Annotated in this window: 16 protein-coding genes, 1 tRNA gene, 1 other RNA gene and 1 pseudogene; 14 read left to right on the top strand and 5 right to left on the bottom strand. The window is 59.9% G+C overall.

The window, feature by feature from the left end; translation table 11 throughout:
• Positions 1–18: 18 nt before the first annotated feature.
• Positions 19–1,014 carry a tryptophan--tRNA ligase gene (gene trpS, locus ACVWYY_RS11745; RefSeq protein WP_414423812.1) on the bottom strand — a complete coding sequence of 332 codons (996 nt, stop codon included), beginning with the start codon at positions 1,012–1,014 and terminating at the stop codon, positions 19–21.
• A gap of 123 nt (positions 1,015–1,137) precedes the next feature.
• On the opposite strand from trpS, the gene ACVWYY_RS11740 reads away from it, so the two are divergent.
• The 3 genes from ACVWYY_RS11740 (at position 1,138) to gatC (ending at position 2,811) form a co-directional block, all read left to right on the top strand.
• Complete coding sequence (locus tag ACVWYY_RS11740) at positions 1,138–1,422, top strand: chlororespiratory reduction protein 7 (protein ID WP_414407248.1); 285 nt, start codon at positions 1,138–1,140, stop codon at positions 1,420–1,422.
• 476 nt (positions 1,423–1,898) lie between these two features.
• On the top strand, positions 1,899–2,420 hold the full coding sequence (locus ACVWYY_RS11735) for a photosystem I assembly protein Ycf3 (RefSeq protein WP_414350803.1): 522 nt from the start codon (positions 1,899–1,901) through the stop codon (positions 2,418–2,420).
• Between the two features lie 97 nt (positions 2,421–2,517).
• Entirely contained in the window at positions 2,518–2,811 is a 294-nt protein-coding gene (gene gatC / locus ACVWYY_RS11730; RefSeq protein WP_414350806.1) for an Asp-tRNA(Asn)/Glu-tRNA(Gln) amidotransferase subunit GatC, read from the top strand.
• 2 nt (positions 2,812–2,813) lie between these two features.
• Here the strand turns inward: gatC and ACVWYY_RS11725 are convergent.
• Positions 2,814–2,885 (bottom strand) — tRNA-Lys (locus ACVWYY_RS11725).
• A gap of 100 nt (positions 2,886–2,985) precedes the next feature.
• Here ACVWYY_RS11725 and ssrA point away from each other — a divergent pair.
• Positions 2,986–3,387: a transfer-messenger RNA gene (gene ssrA / locus ACVWYY_RS11720) on the top strand.
• Between the two features lie 80 nt (positions 3,388–3,467).
• Here the strand turns inward: ssrA and ACVWYY_RS11715 are convergent.
• Positions 3,468–4,106 carry a Crp/Fnr family transcriptional regulator gene (locus tag ACVWYY_RS11715; RefSeq protein WP_011433798.1) on the bottom strand — a complete coding sequence of 213 codons (639 nt, stop codon included), beginning with the start codon at positions 4,104–4,106 and terminating at the stop codon, positions 3,468–3,470.
• 306 nt (positions 4,107–4,412) lie between these two features.
• Here ACVWYY_RS11715 and atpC point away from each other — a divergent pair, with 306 nt between their 5' ends.
• A complete protein-coding gene (gene atpC / locus ACVWYY_RS11710) occupies positions 4,413–4,826 on the top strand; it encodes an ATP synthase F1 subunit epsilon (RefSeq protein WP_414330392.1) in 414 nt (137 codons plus the stop codon).
• 266 nt (positions 4,827–5,092) lie between these two features.
• A pseudogene (locus ACVWYY_RS11705) lies at positions 5,093–6,330 on the top strand (RNA-guided endonuclease InsQ/TnpB family protein).
• Positions 6,331–6,471: 141 nt separating this feature from the next.
• Here ACVWYY_RS11705 and ACVWYY_RS11700 read toward each other — a convergent pair.
• Complete coding sequence (locus tag ACVWYY_RS11700; protein ID WP_457440634.1) at positions 6,472–8,025, bottom strand: TolC family protein; 1,554 nt, start codon at positions 8,023–8,025, stop codon at positions 6,472–6,474.
• Positions 8,026–8,614: 589 nt separating this feature from the next.
• Between ACVWYY_RS11700 and ACVWYY_RS11695 the strand changes: the two genes are divergently transcribed.
• The 4 genes from ACVWYY_RS11695 (at position 8,615) to ACVWYY_RS11680 (ending at position 13,442) form a co-directional block, all read left to right on the top strand.
• Positions 8,615–9,979 (top strand): hypothetical protein, encoded by a 1,365-nt coding sequence (locus tag ACVWYY_RS11695; RefSeq protein WP_457440632.1) that lies wholly within the window; start codon positions 8,615–8,617, stop codon positions 9,977–9,979.
• Positions 9,976–12,426, top strand: a complete 2,451-nt coding sequence (gene priA, locus ACVWYY_RS11690) for a primosomal protein N' (RefSeq protein WP_457440630.1) — start codon at positions 9,976–9,978, stop codon at positions 12,424–12,426. Before ACVWYY_RS11695 ends, priA begins: the two co-directional genes overlap by 4 nt.
• 99 nt (positions 12,427–12,525) lie before the next feature.
• Entirely contained in the window at positions 12,526–12,897 is a 372-nt protein-coding gene (locus ACVWYY_RS11685) for a YtxH domain-containing protein (RefSeq protein ID WP_011433806.1), read from the top strand.
• On the top strand, positions 12,894–13,442 hold the full coding sequence (locus tag ACVWYY_RS11680) for a hypothetical protein (protein WP_011433807.1): 549 nt from the start codon (positions 12,894–12,896) through the stop codon (positions 13,440–13,442). The genes ACVWYY_RS11685 and ACVWYY_RS11680 overlap by 4 nt, the downstream gene beginning before the upstream one ends.
• Here the strand turns inward: ACVWYY_RS11680 and metG are convergent.
• Positions 13,439–14,995 carry a methionine--tRNA ligase gene (gene metG, locus ACVWYY_RS11675; RefSeq protein WP_457403766.1) on the bottom strand — a complete coding sequence of 519 codons (1,557 nt, stop codon included), beginning with the start codon at positions 14,993–14,995 and terminating at the stop codon, positions 13,439–13,441. The two genes, ACVWYY_RS11680 and metG, sit on opposite strands and share 4 nt — an antisense overlap.
• Before the next feature lie 87 nt (positions 14,996–15,082).
• Between metG and ACVWYY_RS11670 the strand changes: the two genes are divergently transcribed.
• The 4 genes from ACVWYY_RS11670 (at position 15,083) to ACVWYY_RS11655 (ending at position 20,925) form a co-directional block, all read left to right on the top strand.
• On the top strand, positions 15,083–16,954 hold the full coding sequence (locus ACVWYY_RS11670; protein ID WP_457403753.1) for an FAD-dependent oxidoreductase: 1,872 nt from the start codon (positions 15,083–15,085) through the stop codon (positions 16,952–16,954).
• 65 nt (positions 16,955–17,019) lie between these two features.
• Entirely contained in the window at positions 17,020–17,310 is a 291-nt protein-coding gene (locus tag ACVWYY_RS11665) for a hypothetical protein (RefSeq protein WP_011433810.1), read from the top strand.
• A gap of 90 nt (positions 17,311–17,400) precedes the next feature.
• Entirely contained in the window at positions 17,401–18,657 is a 1,257-nt protein-coding gene (locus ACVWYY_RS11660) for a DUF815 domain-containing protein (RefSeq protein ID WP_457403752.1), read from the top strand.
• Positions 18,658–18,828: 171 nt separating this feature from the next.
• Positions 18,829–20,925, top strand: a complete 2,097-nt coding sequence (locus tag ACVWYY_RS11655) for a hydantoinase/oxoprolinase family protein (RefSeq protein ID WP_457403750.1) — start codon at positions 18,829–18,831, stop codon at positions 20,923–20,925.
• The last annotated feature ends 98 nt before the right edge of the window (positions 20,926–21,023 follow it).

Here is a 21,023-nt window from a genome sequence, read left to right as displayed (position 1 = left end):
AGCTTGGGCAGGGATCCCTCAGGGGGGCAAGAACCCCATAGCCTCTCTCACCGTTTTTAGCGTTTGCTCGGCGATGGCCCGGGCCTTAGCGGCATTCTCCCGAATCAGAACGAGCAGGTGGTCGGGGTTGCTCCACAGTTCCCGGTAGCGCTGCTGAATGGGCTCCAGGGCAGCGATGATGCTGTCGGCAAGGAGGGGCTTGAACTGTCCCCACCCCATCTCGGCACACTCAGCCGCCACCGCCTCCTTGCTTTTGCCGGAGGTGAGCATGTAAATCGTCAACAAATTGTGGGCTTCGGGACGAGCCGGATCGTCAAAAGTAATGCCCCGAATGGGGTCGGTCTTGCATTTTTGGATCTTCTTGCGGATGGTATCCGGGTCATCCAGCAGATGGATACGGCTGAAATCCGAGGGATCCGACTTGGACATCTTCCGCGTACCATCGGTCAAGCTCATTACCCGCGCCCCCTCCGGACGAATCAGGGCCTCCGGGATCAGAAACACCTCTCCAAAACGGTCATTGAAGCGGCGAGCGATGTCCCGACACAGCTCAATATGCTGCCGCTGATCCTCCCCCACTGGCACATACTTGGGTTGGTAGAGCAAAATATCCGCCGCCTGCAAAATCGGGTAGCTGAACAAGCCAACGCTGGTCTCCTCTCCCTGTTTTTCTTTCTTCTCCTTGTATTGGATCATGCGCTCCGCCCAGTTCATGGGGGTGATGGTGTTGAACAGCCAGGCCAGCTCCGTATGGGCAGGCACGTGGGACTGCACGAACAGCACGCAATGCTCCAGGCTGAGACCGCAGGCCAAATAAAGGGCAAACAGCGAACGGGTACGCTCCCTCAGCAGCTTGGGATCCTGAGGGACGGTGATGGCGTGTTGATCGACGATGCAAAAAAAGTTCTCGTAGTGCTCCTGCTCGGCCACCCAGTTTTTAATTGCCCCCAAGTAGTTGCCCAAATGCAGTTCGCCAGAGGGCTGAATGCCAGAAAGGGTGCGCGGCTTGGCCATAGGGAAAGCAAATCTCAAACGCCAACAAGACGGAGGACAAGAGCAAGGAAAGTCTTTTTCAGGATATCAAGAGAGGCGCAACCTGTTGGTTCATGATGGAAAAAAGACGCCCAACCGCACACCATGTCAGACTCAGAACCCGAACTGTTACGTGCTGCCAACCACTATGTGCTGCTGATACCGGGCTTGCCGGAGCAATTTCTCAGCCCTGAGGAATTGCAGGAGTTTCTCATGCGGCTGTTGCAGGAACATCCCCACCTGGTGGATGCAGATCTGGCCCGCTATCCCACCCCTCAAGCGCAGGCACAGCGGCTGATCGACACCGCCTGTGAGATCGAAGTTTCCCCCGGCGAAACCGTGCAGTGGCATCCTGTGCGCCTGAGCAAGCGCTCCTCGACACGGTCTTAACAGGCTCGGAAGTTCCTTGACAAGGCCGTTTGTGGCCTCGTCGCGACAGCGTTGCAGTTCCCCTGCCGTAGCCTGAGACAGAGCCCTCATGGAGTTGTGTTTCGGATCCCGCCTTGGGCGTGATACAACGCAAGAGTAGAGCATGACTCTAGTCAATAATAAGCTCAACTATACTGAAAATAATGTATAATATGTTCAGTACGGATTACTACCAGTTGATCTTTCTGTTTACTTTCGAGTCTGCCAACATGGTAGCCAAAGCAAAGCAGAAAATTGGTAGTAAGACGACACGGAAACTGCGCTTTGGGTATTCTACTCAAAGCTTTGCGGGATACCGCCATTCTGTTTGGACTCCGTCCCGCTGACGCGAATGGAAACAAACAGAATGCTATCGCTGCATAGTTGAACAGTGATGTTCAGCAGTGTTCAGCGTAAATGTATCAGATCCTTAGTCCTAAACTTAAAAGGGGTCAGCCATGCCGCGCAGCATGAAGAACGACAACTTCATTGACAAGACCTTCACCGTCATGGCCGATCTAATTCTGAAACTGCTGCCAGGGGTGAGTTCCGAGGAAAAGAAAGCCTTTGCCTACTACCGGGATGGCATGGCCGCTCAGAGCGAAGGAGAATACGCCGAGGCCCTAGAAAACTACAGAGAAGCCCTCGCCCTCGAGCAAGGGGAAGAAGACCGCAGCTACATCCTCTACAACATGGGCCTGATCTACCAGAGCAACGGCGAGCTTGACAAAGCCCTCGACCACTACCACCAAGCTCTGGAGTTAAACCCAAGACTTTGCTCTGCCCTGAACAACATTGCCGTATTGCTGCACCACAAGGGCGAGCTGAGCCTGCAAGCCGGGGATGAGGAAACAGCAGAGGCCCTGTTCAACGAGGCTGCCCAGTACTGGATTCGGGCCATTCGCATTGCCCCCAACAACTACATCGAGGCCCAAAACTGGCTGAAAACCACCGGGCGCGCCAACCTGGAGGTGTACTGAGCTTTCCTGCAGAAGGACTCCGTTCCGTTAACGCGAACGGTTGATCTCGGCTACCCTGGGCTAAGTCAAGTCGATAATCTGGGAGCCGGAGGAGAGGATGCTGAAACGGGAAGAAGTCCAACATGTTGCTCACTTGGCTCGTCTGGAGCTGACCGAGGAGGAAGAGATCCAGTTCACAGAGCAGCTAGCAGACATCTTGGCCTATGTGGAGCAACTGAAGGAGCTGGACACGGAGGGGGTAGAGCCCACCTTTCACGTCCTGGACATGGAACTGCCCACCCGCCCCGATGAAGTCGAGCCCTACCCGGATATCGAAGGGATCCTGGCCAACGCCCCTGATCGAGCTGACATGTTCTTCAAGGTGCCCCGCATTTTGGAAGGGGAAGACTGACATGGGTCGGCAGGGATTCGAACCCTGGGCCAATCGGTTAAAAGCCGAGTGCTCTACCGCTGAGCTACCGACCCAAGTTTGCAGCTTCGTCATATTAGCAAAGCTTCTGTCACATTCGCAAAGGTTCTGGCCGTATCCCCAAAAATCTTGCTATGCTGGTCTCAAGTCAACCCTGGGGCTGTAACGGTTTCGACGGGGTGGCGAACATGGGTTCATGAGGCAGGTCGGGATTGAGCTTATCCCGTTACCACCAGGCTCAAAAAAGTACGTGCGAACAACGTCGTACCCTTTGCTCGTAAAGCGGCTGCTTTGGCTGCCTAAGGCTCAGTAACCGAAAACTTACTCTGAGCTCGAGGATCTGCTCACGACCCCGTTAAGTGGGCGGATCACAACCCCAACGGGTGCAGCTCTCTACTCTGGCTCCGTCGAGGGAGAGACTAAGATTAGGCGGAGAACTCCCATCGCTGGGATCCAAACGGCGATCCCCGCCTCGAGGGTCAAAGAGGCTAAACCTGTGAATGAGTGATCCCTCAGTACCCATCTCGGACACGGGTTCGACTCCCGTCAGCTCCATCTCCCAGCAGTTAACTACGAGCCAAAAACTGCCAGCTTTCAGCCATGCCCTAGGAGCAGATCCTGCTCAGTTTCTAAAGGTTTTACGGAGCGTGGGCGAGTTTGATGACAAGGTGCCGGTTTTTGTCCACCGCAACCCAGCCCTGCTGGCGAAAGCGGTTTAGGAGACGGGTAATGGTGACCCGGGTAGTGCCGATGGCATTGGCCAAGTCCTGGTGGGTAAGGCGCACTTGCAGGCGCACCCCTGTTGCAACCGGGGATCCCAGCTCCACAGCCAAAAGGGAGAGCAACTGGCGCAGCCGATCCTCTACCCGCCGCCGTCCGGCCAAGGCGAGCAATGCTTCGGTTTGGCGCAGCCGACGCACCACCTGCTTGAGCAGCCCTTGACTCAGGATCTCTGAGGCTTCCACCTCTGCTGCCGGCAGCCGCAGCACATCAACTGCCGTCAAAGCCTTAGCTTGGTAGGGATCCAGCATCGTCAGCGGGGATCCCAGGGGCATGGAGGGGCCGGCAAACCCCAACAACGCCTCACCGCCATTGGGATAGAGGGTGGTCAACTGTACCACGCCCCGACAGACGATCACCCATTCCTCAGGAAACAGAGGGATAACCTGGCCAGGAGTGTAGGGGGATAAACTGCGGCTGCGGTAGAGGTCTTCCAGCAGTTGGCGCTCCCGTGTGGACAGGCCGGCAGCAAAATGGCTAGGCATCGCTTCAGGCATAGGCTGGCTCCGCTAGGAAAACTGGGCGCACCAGTCGTTGGGCTCCCCCTTGCAAACCAACAGCAATGGGCTGGCCGTCAATGCTGAGGTTGGGGCATGAGATAAGTGTTCCCGACAACACCTTAGCGCTTGCCTCCCAGTCTGAAGTAAAGGCAAGGTTATGTCCAGGTTAAGTGTGGCTGCCCCGAGAGAATAAAGACAAAAGGGGAACCAGGCAAAGCTGCAGGGATCCTAATCCGCTAGGATCGAAACCAGGGTGCTCCGCACCGTCGACGCGAAAGTGCTCAAGCTTTCAGGAGATCTGTCGTGACGCTGATGGTTCGTGTGATTACCCCCGACCGCACGGTTTGGGATGCCCCCAGCGAGGAAGTGATCCTCCCTGCCACTTCGGGCCAATTGGGCATTCTCACCGGGCACGCCCCCCTCTTAACTGCTATCGGCAATGGCGTTATGCGGGTCAAAGCCGATGGAAAGTGGTCGGCCATTGCGGTCATGGGCGGATTTGCAGAAGTCGAAAACAACGAGGTAACCGTCCTGGTCAACCGAGCAGAGCGGGGTGAAAAAGTGGATAAGGCAGCGGCTCAGGCCCTCTTGGACGAAGCAAGCAAAGTTTTGAATACCAGCAGCGACAAGCAAGAGCGCTTGCAAGCCAAGTTGGATCAACAGCGAGCCAGGGCCTTGATCCAAGCTGCCGAGATGGGCAGCAAGACTGGAAGCTGACCCTGTCCCGGCGCGGGATCTGCAGATGGAGCTCAAGCTGCAGGAGAGATGGAGGGGCTGAGGCGCAGCCAGGGGGCCATTTTCGATCTTTGGGGATTGGCTTTGTTAGCTAGACCGGCGGGAAGCCCCGCCTTCTGTTAGTGACTAGTGGCTGGTCACTATCCACTCACCACTATCCAGGGTAAGGGTCGGGATAAAAGGCGAGGACACGATGCTTCGTCCTTACTGGTGCTATGACCGGCGTAGCAGGATTTTATACCCTCATCATGAGAACTGCTTACCAGTATCGCTTACGCCCTACTTCTAGCCAAGTTGCTCTGATGGACCAATGGCTAGACTTGTTACGCAAGCAGTACAACTACCGCTTGGCAGAGCGCTTTGCGTGGTGGGAACACAATCGCTGTGACATCAATGCTTGTCCCTTAATCTGTCACTTGCCTGAGTTAAAAGACAATCCCGATTTCTACTCCCAGAAACGGGATTTGGTGAAGATGAAAGCCCTGTTTCCGCAGTACAGAGCAGTCCATTCGCAAGTCCTGCAAAACTGCATAGAGCGAGTGCACAAAGCATTCGACCGCTGGCTGAAGGGGGACGGTAACGGCAAGCGGGCAGGGAAACCCAGATTCAAGGGAGTTGGGCGGTATCGCTCCTTCACTTTCCCCCAGATGCAACAGGACTGCATTTGCGGGCAGTTTATCCATCTGCCCAAAATCGGTGCTGTTCGCATAATTCAGCACCGTCCTTTGCCTGAGGGCTTTGTGATTAAGGCGGCTACCATCAGCCGCAAGGCAGACGGGTGGTATGTGACCTTGAGCCTGCAAGATTCGTCCGTCCCTGAGTTTACTCCTGAGCCTGCAACACTGGAGAACACGATGGGGATCGACGTGGGGCTGGACTCCTTTTTGGTGACCGATGCGGGGGAGTCTGTTCCAGTTCCCCAGTACTATCGCAAGGCAGAGCTCAGGCTCAAGAGGTTGCAGTGAGCCTTGTCTCGCGAGAAGAAGGGGTCAAACCGCCTATGGCTAGTGACTAGTGGATAGTGACCAGTGGATAGTGAATAGTGACTATCCACTAACCACTATCTCAGCGCAAAGATTTTCATGACAAAACAGCGAACTGGCTGGTAAGCAAAGGCAAGCATATTGGGTACGAAGCCCTGAATATCATGAATATCAAAGGTGTTGCTAGAACCCGACTAGCAAAATCTACCTATGATGCTGGGTGGGGACAATTTCTGCAAATGCTGGCAGTCAAGGCTGAAAGAGCTGGGCTGAGGGCGATTGCAGTGAATCCCAACGGCAGCAGTCAAAACTGCTCTCGGTGTGGTCAAAGAGTACCGAAAGCGATTCAAGACAGATGGCATTCTTGTTCCCATTGTGGGCTAGAACTAGGGCGCGACCACCATGCGGCCATCAACATCAAGCACAGGGCGGTGGGGCATCCCGTTCTTTTCGCGTCAGCGGGACGTAGTCCTCAAGCGCAGGAAATGTCCTTTTCGCGCTAGCGGCGCGGAGCGCTTTGCATCAGCATGAGTGCGGGAGTATGTCACAACAGCTCAAGTTGGAATAGAACTGTTTCGTCGCGGTATCCATAGCACCCCTCTCCTTTTGGAAGAAGGGCTGGGAGTGAGGGAGAAAGGCTCAGGTCAAAGGCTGCCAATGGCCCGTTTCAGTTGCACCAAGGCGCGATTGTAGGCGATTACAGCATTGGAAAGGTTGCCACGGGCAGTGGTGAGAGCAGCTTCAGCATTGATCACCTCGGTTTGGGTGCCCACCCCCGCTTGCAGGCGCAGCCGGGCCAAGCGCAGGCTCTCTTCTGCTGAGGCAATTGCCACTTTGGCCGAGTCGATCTGTTCACGGCTGGAGCTGAGGGTCAGGAAGGCTTCTTCCACCTCCCGCTGGATTTCATTGCGGGTGCCGACGAAGTTGCTCACGGCCACCTGCCCGTCGATCTGAGCTTGGCGGGCTTGGGCAGCCGCTTCTCCCCCATCGAACCAAGTCAAGCTGAAATTGGCTCCCACCGAATAGCCAACATCAAAGCTATCGCGGCTGGCGTTGAAATCGTTAACGGCATCGAGGCTGGCGAACAAGCCAATTCGGGGGCCATTGCGGGCTTGTGCCAGGCGCAGGCGGCTTTGGGCCTGCTCCAATTCTCGGCGCCGGCGCTCCAATTCCTGTCGTTGGGCAAAGGCAGCAATGATGGTCTCTTCCAGGCTGAGATCCCACTCCCCCATCGGCTCAATGCGGTCGCTGGCCAACACGTCGGTGGAGCTGGGGAAATTCAGCAGTTCGACCAGGCGGCGGCGATTCAGTTGTTGGGTGTTTTGAGCCGCCAGCAAGGTTTGTCGATTGTTGGCCAATTCCGTCTCTGCCTGGAGAATCTCAAAGCGGGTACCCAGCCCGGCCCGTTCTCGGGCTTGAGCATCCCGCAGGGTGGCTTCGGAACTTTCGACGGCAGCTTGGCTGATGGCAACCCTGGCATCTGCGCTTTGCAGATCGTAGTAGGCATTGGCCACAGCTTGTTTGACCGTCTGCAGCGTTTGCTCCAGCTGCAGTTGGGCGATGCGCAGCGCTTCTTGGGCCAGCTTCAGGTTTTGCTCCCTAAGGCCACTGTCAAAGGCGGTATACTCCACCCGCACCACACTGGCCGAGAGGGTGTGGGATTCGCGCCTTGGCCCACCACCAGGAGAGGGAGCCTCACTGTACTGGTAGTTGGCACGGCTGGAGAGGGTGGGAGCAAAGGCAGCTTGAGCTAGAGCTACCCCGGCCTCGGCCCGCTCGACAGTCAGTCTGGCCTGCTGCACAGCCGGGTTCTGGGCAACGGCGATCTCCAGAGCTTCTTCCAAAGACAAGCCCTCCCTTCGCTCGATGCGCACCTGCAAGGGGGATTGGGGCACCACCAATTCTTCAGCCGTCAAAGCCCCCTTTAGAGTCAGGTCAGCCGCAGGGGTGGAGTCAGCAGGGTTGGAGGGAATCGATAGGGTGGGGGGGGGTGGGGGGGTGAGGATTTCGCGGCTGTTGGGCAGAGCAAAGGCAGCAGAGCTGGGAGCTTCTGGCTGAGCAAGAGCAGGGACAGCCCAGAGCAGGCTCAACAGTAGGCCACAGGGGGCAGAACAGGCAAGGTTCAACTGGGATCCCGCCGAGCCCGTCTGCTGTTGAGGAAGTTGAAGCGGATCCCTGGCTCCATTTTGCATCGCCATCGTGCGGTCATTCTCAACATCACCCCTAGCAGTATCGCAAAATGAAGGACAAAGATAAGACGGTTTTCCGCAGGCTCGCTGGCTGCCCTGTTCGGGCCAGTGGAAGCGAGTCCTCGCATTTGCCCCTGCAACGATGAGGCCGACCTGCGTCTGCCAGGAGCTCCGAGCACGGGCGGGACTCCTCTACACTCAGCAGAGACGCTTGGATTGAGACCGAGTCGGTTTAGATTTAGACTCAGTTTAGAATGGTGGGGCCATCTGTCTGTGATGGCGGGGGTGGGTGTTGTGGGCGATGAAAGGGGGCAAGGTGGCAGACTCTCAGAGCACGCCCAAGCAAGGGGAGACCTCTTCCGGTCGGGATCGGGCCTCGCGGCCGAAAGAAAGTAAGCCAAGCCCTTCTGCCCAGTCCGGGGATTTGGGAACCTCAGAAGCAAGAGCGCGGCCAAAACAGGCCGATAGCACTCCGCGCCGTGCGGAGCAGCAGGAGATTTTACAAGATCACCCTTCTGGCTTGAACCCGCCCAAAAATCTCTCTATACTGCAGGGAACTTTATCATTTGCTCCCGCTTCTTCATCTCTCCTTCAATCTATGCGTGCTCCCTCTTCAGATGACTCGGATCCCATCCTTTCAGAGACTCATGCGGGCTGTTCAGCATCCGAACCGGATCCCAGCACGGAGCGCCATTTGGCCCTGAGGCAGCAACAGCCCTTGGAGAGCCGTCTGCTCAAAGCCGAAGCCGAGCTCCAAGAGCGGCGAGTTCTTCAGGAACAACTGCAGGCTTTGCACCAGAAGGTGGCCGAACAAGAGAAGGCGCTGCAGGAGCGGGAGCATCTCTTGCAACAGTTGCAGCAGACTTTGGCGGCTCAGAAAGTCCAGATCTCGGATCAGGAAGCTCAGCTTGCTGCTCGGCAACGCTTAAATGAACGGCAGCGGCAGGATATCGAGGCCCTGCAGGAGCAGATTGAGCAGCTACGCTTGGCCCACGCTCAGGAGCGCCGTCAATGGGAACAGCGCCAGCAGGAGCTGCAGGCCTCTCTGCTGGAAGCCCAGGATGTGGCGGAAAAGCGGGTGGAAATGCTGCAACGCTTTAAGGCAGAGCTTTCTCTGGCCCGCACTCAAATTGCCGAAACTCAGGCGGAGCTGAGCAGCCTGCGGGCTTTGTACAGCGACCAACAGGCAGCCTGGCAGGAGCAACGGGAACACCTCGAGGCCCGTTTGGCGGGCTATGCCGAGACGGAAGCCGAGGCCGAGCAGCGCTGGCGGGAACAACGGCAAGAGCTAGAAGCAGCCCTGGCCGAAGCCCAAGCTCAATTGGCGGCTTTGCAAGCTCAGCAGGAGCATCTGCGCCAGGGATCCCTGGCGCAGCAACAGCTTCAACAGCAGTGGCAGGCCCAGGCCGAAGCGCTGCAAGTGGCCCTCTCTCAAGCCCAGGCGGAAGTTACCCGTTGGCAGCAAGAGCACCGCCATCTCCAGGAACAGTACGCCCAAGCCCAGCAGCATCTCTCCGCCATGGAGCGGCAGTTGCAGGCTGCCTTGGAGCAGTTGGCCGCCCAACCCGACTGGCAGCCACAGTTGCGCTCTGCGCAGGCAACCATTCTCCATCTGCAAGAAGAAATTGCAACCTTGTCCACGCAACTGGAGAAGCAAGCAGAGCAGATCAAAGCCCTGCAAGGGGAGCGTGCTGCCCTGTGGGAAGAAAACCGCTCTCTCCGAGAAAAATACGAGCAGCAGCAGATGCATGTGCTGAGCTTGAAGGCGGCTTTGGAACGCAAAGGCTTGGATGTCCCACCTCGGGCCGATACCTCCAGCGCCCTCACGCGAACAGAGTCCCTTGGCCAGGCTCTGTCTCCAACCCCTGCTGCCAAGCCTACAATTCAGCCCCTGGCCCAACCTCTACCGTCTCGGGCAAGCAAGCGGGCGGTCGATCTGCCGAGGTTTCTGCCCCGTCCGTGAGGGATCCCGTGTTGCAGCCTGTGCCTCCCCGCTGGCTGGAAGTGTGGGTGGATCATCCCCATTTGGGGGGTTGCTTTACCTATCGTGTGCCAGAGGGATCCGCGCCAGAAGCGGGCGACCTGCTCAGCGTACCCTTTGGTCAGCAAATGGCGGGGGCAGTGGCCTTGGGTTGGCGCTCCGAGCTGCCGGCAGGGGTGGATCCGCAGTCGGTGCGGGAGATCGAGGCGGTGGTGGCCAAAGGGATCCTGCCCAAAGAATTCTGGCCCCTGCTGCAGCGGGTGGCCGACTATTACCTCACCCCTCTGGCCCAGGTGGTGCGCACGGTATTGCCCCCCGGCTTGCTCAGCCGTTCTCAGCGGCGTGTCCGCTTGCTCAGGCTCCCTGCCGAAGGGGAGGAATGTTCGCCGGCTGCCCAAACCCTGCTGCAGCTGCTTCAGGCCAAAGGGGGAGAGCTGTCTTGGCGCTATGTGCAACAGCAGGTGCCCACTGCCGCCCTCGCCCTGCGGGAACTGCAGCGACGGGGTTGGGTGGAGAGCTTTTGGCAGGAGCAACAGGGGGGCAGGGTGAAAACCCAGCTGGCCGCCAGTCTGGCCGACGACTCCCCAGAGGGGCTGAGCCTCCCTCAGCAGAAGGCGCTGCAGATCCTCAAGCAGAAGGGGGGAGAGCTGCTGCTCGCCGAGTGGGAGCGCCTGGCAGGAGTGAGCCGAGCGGTTCTGCAGGGGTTGGCCCGCAAAGGCCGTGTCCACCTCTACGAGCGCCCACTGCTGCGGCTGGGAGATGCCAGCCTGCCGGGGTGGCGGGATCCGCCCAGGCCCTTGACGGCCGCCCAGGCCCAGGCGGTAGAGGCGATCCGGCAAGCTTTGGGCCGGTTCCAGCGGTTTTTACTGCACGGGGTCACCGGTTCTGGGAAAACGGAAGTGTACCTGCAGGTGATCGCCCAGGTGCTGCAGCAAGGACGGTCGGCGCTGGTGCTGGTGCCCGAGATCGGCCTTACCCCGCAACTGATGGATCGGTTTCGGGCGCGGCTGGGATCCCAGGTGTGGGCCTACCACAGCGGCCTCTCGGAAGGCGAGCGCTACGACACCTGGCGGCAGATGCTGTCCTCCACCCCCCAAGTGGTGATCGGCACCCGCTCGGCGGTGTTTGCCCCCTTGTCCAAGCTGGGCCTGATCGTCTTGGACGAAGAGCACGACGACAGCTTCAAGCAGGATCAGCCCCAGCCCTGCTACCACGCCCGTCAGGTGGCCGAGTGGCGGGCCGAGCTGGCCGGTTGTCCCCTGGTCCTGGGCAGTGCAACCCCAGCGGTGGAAACCTATGCCGCCCATCTGCAGGATCCGCAGCGGTGGATCCGGCTGGCCCTGCCGCAGCGCATCCCCCAAGCTGGGATCCCGGCCACCCTGCCCCAACTGGAGCTGGTGGACATGCGCCAGGAACTACAAGCCGGCAACCGCAGCATCCTCAGCCGCCGTCTGCACCAGGCCCTGCAGCGGACGCTGGACAGAGGGGAACAGGCCATTCTCTTTGTCCCCCGCCGCGGCCACAGCACCTTCGTCTTGTGCCGGAGCTGCGGGTTTGTCCTCACCTGCGAGCATTGTGATGTTTCTCTCACCTTTCACCTGGCCCATCTTGGCGGACAAGAACTGCGCTGCCACTACTGCGGCGCCCGCCAACCCCATCCGCAGCGCTGCCCCGCCTGTGGATCCCCCTACCTGAAGCACTTCGGCACCGGCACCCAAAAAGTGGTGGAAGTGTTGCACCAGCATTGGCCCCAGCTCTCAATTTTGCGCTACGACAGCGACGCCACCCGCCGCAAGGGATCCCATCGCGATTTGCTGGAGCAGTTTCGCAGCGGCAAGGCCCAGGTGCTGGTGGGCACGCAAATGCTCACCAAAGGGCTGGACATACCCCAGGTAACCTTGGTGGGCGTGATGGCCGCCGATGGGCTGTTGCACCAAGCCGACTATCGCGCCGGCGAGCGCAGCTTTCAACTGCTCACCCAGGTGGCAGGGCGCTCGGGCCGGGGATCCCTGCCAGGACAGGCGATTATCCAGACCTATCTGCCGGAGCACCCAATTTTGAGGGCGGTGCTGGCCCAAGATTACGAGGGCTTCTTGCGGGCAGAACTGCAACAACGGCAAGAGGGGGGCTATCCTCCCCATCGAGCCTTGATTTTGATCCGCTTGAGCAGCACCCGCCTGGAAGCCCTGGAGCGCTACTGCCATCGGGTGGCCGAACGCCTACAGGGGATCCCAGCAGAGGTGTTGGGGCCGGGGCCAGCTCAGGTGGAGCGGGTTGCCGGACGCTACCGCTGGCAGATCCTGCTGAAGCAACTGCCCGACCAAGATTGGGATCGCCCGAAGCTGGCTGCCCAGATTCAGGCCGCCATTGGCCATCTCCCCCAAGGGATCCGCGTCAGCCTGGATGTGGATCCCCTGCGGATTCTCTAGGAACAGTTGACCCGGCGCGCGGCAAGCCCGCCGATCCCGCGAGATCTTAAGGTAGTCTGGTTTCGGGGCCACCCGTATCCAACTCAACTCTGGCAAAGCATGGCTGAAAACCGGACTGGCGCGTTTATTGGTGGGCTGTTGCTGGGAACTGCTGTGGGCACCGCCATTGGCCTGCTCTTGGCTCCCCGCAGCGGACGGGAGACGCGGCGACTGCTGAAGAAATCGGCAGAGGCCCTGCCAGAGGTGGCAGAAGATGTGACCAGCAGTCTGCAATATCAATCGGAAAAGTTGTTCGACGCTGCCCAACGCAGTTTGGATGAGGCTCTGCTGCGGCTGCAGCAGGCAGTGGCGGTGGGCAAAGAAGCCATGTTGCAGAAGCGAAGGGAGCTGCTCCAAGCCCAGAACTCGCGTCCCTTTGGCGGGGAAGAAGCTGACCTAGAAGCTCGGGATGGGGAGGAGGCGGCGGGATGAACGACCCGGTCTTTTGGCTCGGCCTCTCGGTAGGCCTGGTAGCAGTGGGCATTTTGGCAGTGATCCTGACCCTACTACCTGCCGTCATTCAACTGGGTCGAGCTGCCCAGAGCGTGGAGCGCTTTTTCGACACGCTGCTGCGGGAATTGCCGCCCACGCTGGAGGCCCTGCGCCTGACCAGCCTGGAAGTGAGCGAGATTGCCGACAGCCTCGACGAAGGGGTGAAAGGGGCTGGGCAAGTGGTGAAGCAGGTCAACCGCTCCATCGAAGGAGCACGCACCCAAGCCCAGGGCGCCCAAGTCAATATCCGCAGCTTTTGGGCAGGGGTACGGGCAGCCTGGCAGACGCTGTCCGGCGAAGTGCCCCCCACCACTGGCGCGATTCACAACCCGCGGCTGCGCCCATCCGACCCATCCAACCGTTCTTTCTCCGCTGCTTCATCAACACTTCCCCTGGGAGGTGACCGCCCTTTTGCCGGCGGAGCCACACCAGAGGGATCCCAAGCCGCTGCCCAATCTTCCCGACCGGACATCGCCAATCCCTAGGCGTTCCTCAGGATCTTCTGAAAGACAGGCGTAGGAGGCTGGGGCTCTTGCCCGGGGGGAAGCTGGCCCCAAGTCGCATCGGGATCCCAGCGCAGTTGCAGGGTGTCGGCGAGGGAGAACCCCAGCTGCTGCAGGATCTTGAGGCTGAGAGCGGGAATGAGGGGGGAGAGCAGGACTGCCACCCAGCGCACACTTTCCAAAACGGCATAGAGGATCTGGGCCACCCGTTCGTTTTGCCCTTGCTTGTGCAGCGTCCAAGGAGCCTGCTCATCAAGGTATTTGTTGCTGGCCTGGGCTAAGCTGAGGGCTTTGCGGGCAGCAGAGCTGGGATCCAGCCGCTCGTAGGCGTCGGCCACTGCCGGGGCAAGGCGCTCGGCCAGGGTTTTGAGGGGGTGATCTGCAGGGATCCCGACGGCGGGAACGCGGTAGTCGGATTGATATTTCCTGAGCATGTTGAGGGTGCGGTTGAGCAAGTTGCCCAGGTCGTTGGCCAGATCGGCGTTGAGCACGTCAATAAAGCGGCCCTCGCTAAAATCGCCATCCTTGCCCAGCTCGATTTCCGTCAGGAAGTAGTAGCGCACGGCATCGGCGCCGTATTGCTGCACCAGCTCAAAGGGATCCACTGTGTTCCCCAGGCTTTTGCTCATCTTGAGGCCATCCTTGGTGAGAAAGCCGTGGCCAAACACCTGCTTGGGCAGGGGCAGACCTGCGGACATGAGCATGGCCGGCCAGTAAATGGCGTGGAAGCGGACAATATCCTTGCCCACCAGGTGCACATCCGCAGGCCAGTAGCGGCGTAGGGCATTTGCCAAGGTGGGCTCGTCGTCAGGATCCAAAGCAGCACTGATGTAGTTGATGAGGGCATCAAACCAAACATAAAGGGTTTGGCCGGGATCTGCCGGAAAAGGGATCCCCCAGGAGACGCTGGGGCGAGAAATGGAAAAATCCCGCAGGCCCTGCTTGACAAAGTTGATCACCTCATTGCGGCGGCTTTCCGGCTGGATAAACTCCGGGTGCTCCGCATACAGGGCCTCCAGCTTTTCTTGGTAGCGGGAGAGGCGAAAGAAGTAGTTTTCCTCGTCTTTCCACTCCACCTTCTTGGTGGGGTGCAGGGGGCAAAATCCTCCCTCCAGCAGCTCGGCCTCGTCTTTGAACTCTTCGCAGGCCACACAGTACCAACCCTGCTGCCGGCCAATGAAAATATCTCCCTGATCCCAGACCCGCTGAAAAAACTCCCGCACAATGGCCTTGTGGCGGGGATCCGTGGTGCGGATGAAGCGGTCGTGGCGGATGTGGAGTAGGTGCCACAGTTTCGCAAACTCGGCAGAAAACTCATCACAGTGCTGCTGCGGCGGAACGCCCCGTTCTTCGGCGGTACGCTGGATCTTCTGGCCGTGCTCGTCGGTTCCCGTCACCATCAGCACATCCTTGCCCCGCAGGCGATGGTAACGGGCAATGGCATCCGCCACTAGGGTGGTGTAGGCGCTGCCGATGTGGGGAGCGGCGTTGACGTAGTAGATGGGGGTGGTGATGACAAAGGTGGAATCCGGCATGAGCATCCGCAAGGCTTTCTCCCATGATAGAGGTTGCCGGAAAGTCCAAAAGGCCAAGCTGTAGCGTGGGTGGGGAGAGGTCATTCGATGAAACTTCAGGTCAACCTTCCGGGGTGGAGCGGTGTGGCGTTGGGAGCAGGGATCCTGGGCGCCGGAGCGGCTCTGGCCCAGCCCTTGCCGGAAACCCGCATCCCCTGTGAGATTTTCATCGCGGGGGGTGGGCTGGGGGGGGTGGCGGCGGCCTATGACGCGCTGCAACTGGGCCGGCAGGTGTGCATGACGGAGATCAGCGATTGGATCGGGGGGCAGGTGAGCGCCCAGGGAGTCTCCGCTTTGGACGAGCGACCCCTGCAGCGAGAAAATGACATCTTCCCCAAAGGCTACAGCGAGTTTCGCCGGCGGGTACGGGAAAAATACGGCGGGGATCCCAATCCGGGCAAATGCTGGGTGAGCGTGCTCTGCTTTTCCCCTCAGGTGGGCCACCAGGTGATTCGGGAGATGTTGGATCCCTATCTGCAGTCGGGGCAGTTGCGGCTATTTACGGAGACGGTGGTCAAAGACTTGGAGATTGCGGATTACCAAATCCGCAGCGTGCAGGCCATCCGCAACATCCCCAAACACGCCGGCGTCCAGCCAGAGAATCGAGGGGATCTCTCCAGCTACTTTCTCGATTTTTATCGTCTAGAACCTACCGAGGACTGGGACAAGGAGATCCTGCGCTTTGAGCCGCCGCCAGAACGCCAGGGGAAAACCCTGCCCTGGGTGGTGATCGACGCTACTGAAACCGGCGAGCTGCTGCCCCTGGCGCGGGTGCCCTACCGCCTGGGAACCGATGGCCAAAGCCGCTGGGAACCCAGCTCCAAGCCCTACGTGGATCCCTACTGTACCCAGGGCTTCACCTACACCTTTGTCATGGAGCGCTTCCCCGTGCCGCAGGTGCCGGTCAAGCCGGAGTTCTACAACGATCCCCTGCACGGCCCCTACTACAGTTACGAACACCCTCGCTTCAACTTTGCGCTGATCTTCACCTACCGCCGCATCCGGGGGCAGGTGTTCGGCTTTGGGGAAGAGGCCATTCGGGTGGGGGATCAGTCAATGCAAAACTGGACTTGGGGCAACGACTGGCGCATCACCGGCCCGGAGATGAACCTCATCCTTACCCACGAGCAACTGCAGGCCTCAGGCCAACTGCAGCCGGGCGGCTGGATGGGGGGCTTGCGGGTGGAAGCCCTGCGGCGAGCTGAGCAGCATGCTAAGGGCTTTTTCTACTGGCTGGTGGCGGGAAGGACGGATTTTCTCCTGCAACAGGAGGATCCCAACTTTCAAAAAGACTTCTACTTGCGCTATGCCTACCTACGGGGGCCCAATACCCCCATGGGAACTGCCAGCGGCCTCTCCAAGTACCCTTATATCCGCGAGTCGCGGCGCATCATTGGTCGGCCCAGCCTCTCCTACCCAGAAGGATTTACCATCTACGAGTCGGACATCACCACACGGGAATCGGAGCTAAACCGCGGGCGGCCCTTCATCTTCTACGACTCGGTGGGGGTGGGCCAGTACCCCATCGACTTTCACGACTGCCTGCTGCCGGGTTTTTCCCTGCCCCCCAGCAACAACAAAGACGCGCAGGCCCCCAGCTACCCTTACCAGATCCCCCTGCGGGCTCTGATCCCCCAGCGCATTGACAATCTGCTAGCCGGCAACAAAAATATCGCCACCAGTCGCATTGCCAGTGCCTCCTACCGGGTGCATCCGGTGGAATGGGCCATTGGCACCGCCGCCGGCCACACGGCCCACTTTGCCCTAGAACGGGATCTGATCCCGGCGGCGATCGTGGAGGAGCCGCTTTTGGATTTGCGGCTGTTGCCAGCTCTCCAGGCCCAAATCCAGAGCTTGGGCAACCCCATTCAATTTCCTGGCACCACCATTACCGCCACCGATTGGGCCCAATCCCGCTAGCCTAGAAAGGCAGGGTTGGGAGTTGACCGGTGGATCCCGTTGGGGTTGGACTTGTGGGCTGGGAGATGCTTCGCCCCTCTTTATGGGCCGCCACGGCTCTGTGGGGCTTAGGGCTAATGTGGGGGTTTTCGCCGCTGCATCAAAAGCTGCAGGAGAGCTGGGAAAAGCAATTGCTATGGGATCCCAGTGGAGCTTTGGCTTCCTTGCTGAGCACCCTTCCCTTTTTGCTGGCAGCAGGCTTGGTGGTAGCCCTGACGGAGATCTCCTTGGGCAAAAGCTGGGCCGTCTCCTGCGGCCTGATCGCCTGCGTCGGCGGAGGCCTCTATGAACTGGGCCGGCGGGACAATGCCAGGTAACTCAAGCGCTCCGTGTTGTTAACGCAACTACCCCCAGTCTCCTCCCCTAGGGAGCGGATAAGCAACGCCAAGTTAGAGCGGCTTCAAGCGATGACCCCCCTCCAAGAAGCAGCAGAAGCAGCGGCCAAGCTGCTGGTATTCCGGGACATCTGCACCCACCCCCTAGCCCTAGCCTGGCAGGAGCTAATCCAGCAGTTGATGAGTGGGGATCCCCTGCCGTGCTGGAGGGCCTACGGGCGCTGGTTTGAGCTTTTGGCCCGGCAGGGCCTGAGCTGGCGGCAATGGCTGATCCGGGAGATCCGCTGGGCCGATAACCCCTTTGCCCGTGCAGCGCTGCAGCCCCAAGGGATCCCAGAGCCTCTGATGCAGGCTGCCCGCCACGACCTGCGCTGTCTGCAAACCCTAGCGGACAGTCAGGAGACCATTGCCGAGCAGATGCAGGCGTTGGGGTTGGGGATCCCCTGGCCCGATGGGGAAACCGATAGCGCTGGCTGGGATCCCCGCTCTTTTGCCGATTGGGGCCTGAGCCTGGAGGACTTGATTGCCCACTATCGCCAAAGGGGGGTAGGGCTCTGTGGTCGCTACTGGGCCTTTCGCTGGGGGCCAGCAGGGCTAGAAGGGATCCCTGCTCCCGATCTGTCTGACTGGGAGGAGATCTACGGCTACGAACAGCAGAAACAGCAGTTGGCGGCCAACACCGAAGCCCTGCTGCGGGGGGATCCGGCTTTGCATGTGTTGCTCTACGGGGCGCGGGGTACGGGCAAGTCTTCCCTGGTGAAGGCGTTGTTGCGCCGCTACGGCCTGCAGGGGCTGCGCCTATTGGAGCTGCGACGAACTGACTTGGTTCAGTTGCCGGAAATTTTGGCAGAGCTGCGGGCGCAGGTGTTGCCTTTCATCTTGTTTGTGGACGATCTCTCCTTTGAGGCAGAGGAAACCGAGTTTAAGCAGCTCAAGGTGCTCCTGGAGGGGGATCTCGTTGCGCCGCCCCCCAACGTGCGCCTTTATGCCACCAGCAACCGCCGCCATCTCATCCGCGAGTTTTTCGGCGACCGACCCAATCCCCAAGATCAAGAAGTTCACGCCTGGGATACCGTACAGGAAAAGCTGTCGCTGCGGGATCGCTTCGGCCTCACCCTCACCTTCACTCCCTTCACCCAAGGCGATTACCTGGCAACCGTAGAACACCTGGCGCAGCGGCTAGGTTTCACCCAATCTTTGGATGTCCTGCGCCGCCAGGCCCTGATCTGGGCACAACAGCAAAACGGCTTTTCCGGTCGCACTGCCCGCCAGTTCTTGGATGCCGTTCGGGCAGGGCTGGTGAAAGGCAACGATGGACTTCCGAGCTAGAGGTGGTGACTATTCCAAACTCCAAAAAAGACAGAAGTTGCTGAGCTACACTCGCTACACGAAGGGGCGCCGGTCAGCCTGTCTCTGCCGTTACAAAAGCCAGGCGTCATAGCCATAGTCCGACCAAGGGCTGGCCCCAGAAGAAGGCAAAAGAAATGCACGATGGAAGCCATGGTCGCATCAGCGTTGGGTAGCAACCTCGATCCGGCCAATCTGGATCAGACGGAAGCAAGCCGAGGCTTGGCCCGCCTGGGGATCGATGTGGGGGGCACCTTTACCGATCTGGTGCTCTTGCAGGATGGCCAGATGCAGACGGCGAAGGTGCTGTCTACCCCCAGCCCTGAGGAGGGAGTCTTTGCGGCGCTGGACAAGCTGGGGGCGCTCCAAGGAGAGCTCCGGGTTGACCTGTTCTGCCATGGCATGACGGTGGCCACCAACGCGCTGCTGGAGCGCAAGGGATCCCCCACCCTGTTTTTGACCACGGCGGGCTTTCGGGATGTGCTGGCCATTGCCCGTCAAAACCGCCCCTCTCTGTATGACCTGACACAGCCCAAGCCGGAGCCAGTGGTGCCCCGCCACCATTGCCTGGAGGTGAAGGAGCGCTGCAGCGCGGGCGGAGTGTTGGAGCCGCTCACCGATGCCGAAATCCGGCGGGTGGTGCAGGAGGTGGGGGAACGGGTGCAGCGGGATGGGATCCGCGCTATTGGGGTGGGGTTTTTGTTTTCTTTTCTCTACCCGGAGCACGAACAGCGGCTGGGAATGGCCTTGCGACAGGCTTTCCCGGAGCTACATCTTTCCCTGTCTTGCGAGGTGGCGCCGGAGTTCCGAGAATACGAGCGCTTCAGCACCACCGCCATCGATGCCTACCTCAGCCCGGCATTGGCGGGCTACCTGCACCGCTTGGCCCAAGGATGTCGGGAGCGAGGGATCCCCCAACCGTTGATCATGCAGTCTTCCGGCGGGGTGACCTCCATCCCTCAGGCGGCGGCCCATGCTTCGGTGGCTTTGCTCTCGGGGCCGGCAGGCGGGGTTTATGGGGCGGCCTATCTGGGTCGCCTGAGTGGCTACCCCCACTTGCTCAGCTTCGACATGGGGGGAACCAGCACAGATGTGGCCTTGATCCAAAATGGGATCCCCCAGGTTACTCCCGCAGCGGTGGTGTGCGGCTTGCCCGTGCAACAGCCCCAAATTGACATCCACACCGTCAGTGCCGGCGGCGGATCCCTGGCCCATTTGCTGCCCGGCGGTGGGCTTCAGGTGGGGCCAGAGAGTGCCGGATCCAACCCCGGGCCGGCCTGCTACGGTCGGGGGGGAAGGGCTCCGACGGTTACCGATGCCAACCTCTGGCTGGGGTACCTGCCGGATGGCGGGCGGCTGGGCAACTCGGTGCAGCTACGGCGGGAGCTGGCGGAACAGGCTATTGCCACGCTGGCGGATCCCTTGGGTTTGAGCTTGCAGGAAACTGCCGTTGGCATTCGCACCTTGGCGAATGTCGCCATGTCGCGGGCCTTGCGGGTGATCAGCGTGGAGCGGGGTTTGGATCCCGCCGATTTTGCCCTGCTGGCCTTCGGCGGAGCCGGGCCCATGCATGCCTGTGCTTTGGCAGAAGAGCTGGGCATCCGCACGATCTTGATCCCGGCTGCCTGTGGGGTGCTCTCGGCGCTGGGAATGGCTTTGGCAGATCTGCGGCGAGACTATCGGCGGGCCATCCTCCAACCTCTGCGGCAGCTCACGTCCGATTCAGGGGGATCCCTGCTGGCTCAATGGGCAGAACCCCTGATCCGCCAGGCCCAAGCCGATCTGCAGGAGCCGGCGTTGCACTTCAGCTTGGACTTGCGCTATCGCGGCCAGTCTTTTGAGTTGGGGATCCCAGTGCGGTTGTCGGATCCGATTGCTCATCTGGAACAGCAGTTTCACCAGGCCCACCAACAACGCTATGGATGGCAAGATTCAGCCCAGCCGGTGGAGGTGATTCAGTTGCGTCTACAGGCGGTGCAGGCCCTACCCACCGTGCCTTTGACTGCACCCCCCCCCTTGCCAGGGGATCCCCTCAAGGATCGGCGAGAGGCATGGTTTGGGGGCAGGATGCGCCTGGTGCCGGTTTACGATCGGCAGCGCATGGATGTGGGGTTTCAACTGCGCGGGCCGGCAATTGTCGAGATGCCGGAGGCAACGGCGGTGATCGAAGCCGATTGGACAGGTGTCATTGACGAAGTGGGAACCCTAATCTTGAGCTGTGTTCGCGATAGCGGGACAAAGTCCTGGTAAACCACCCGACACCCGCGCTATGCGCAGGGTGCGGGCTTTATCCCAATCCCTAGCGGCCCCAGAGGACAGCTAAGTTTCGGAATTTCAGGCGAGTTTAC

It is taken from the genome of Thermostichus sp. MS-CIW-34, assembly GCF_054060435.1.
The sequence above is the reverse complement of the archived record's forward strand: the minus strand, read 5'-3'. Positions and strand labels throughout refer to the sequence as shown.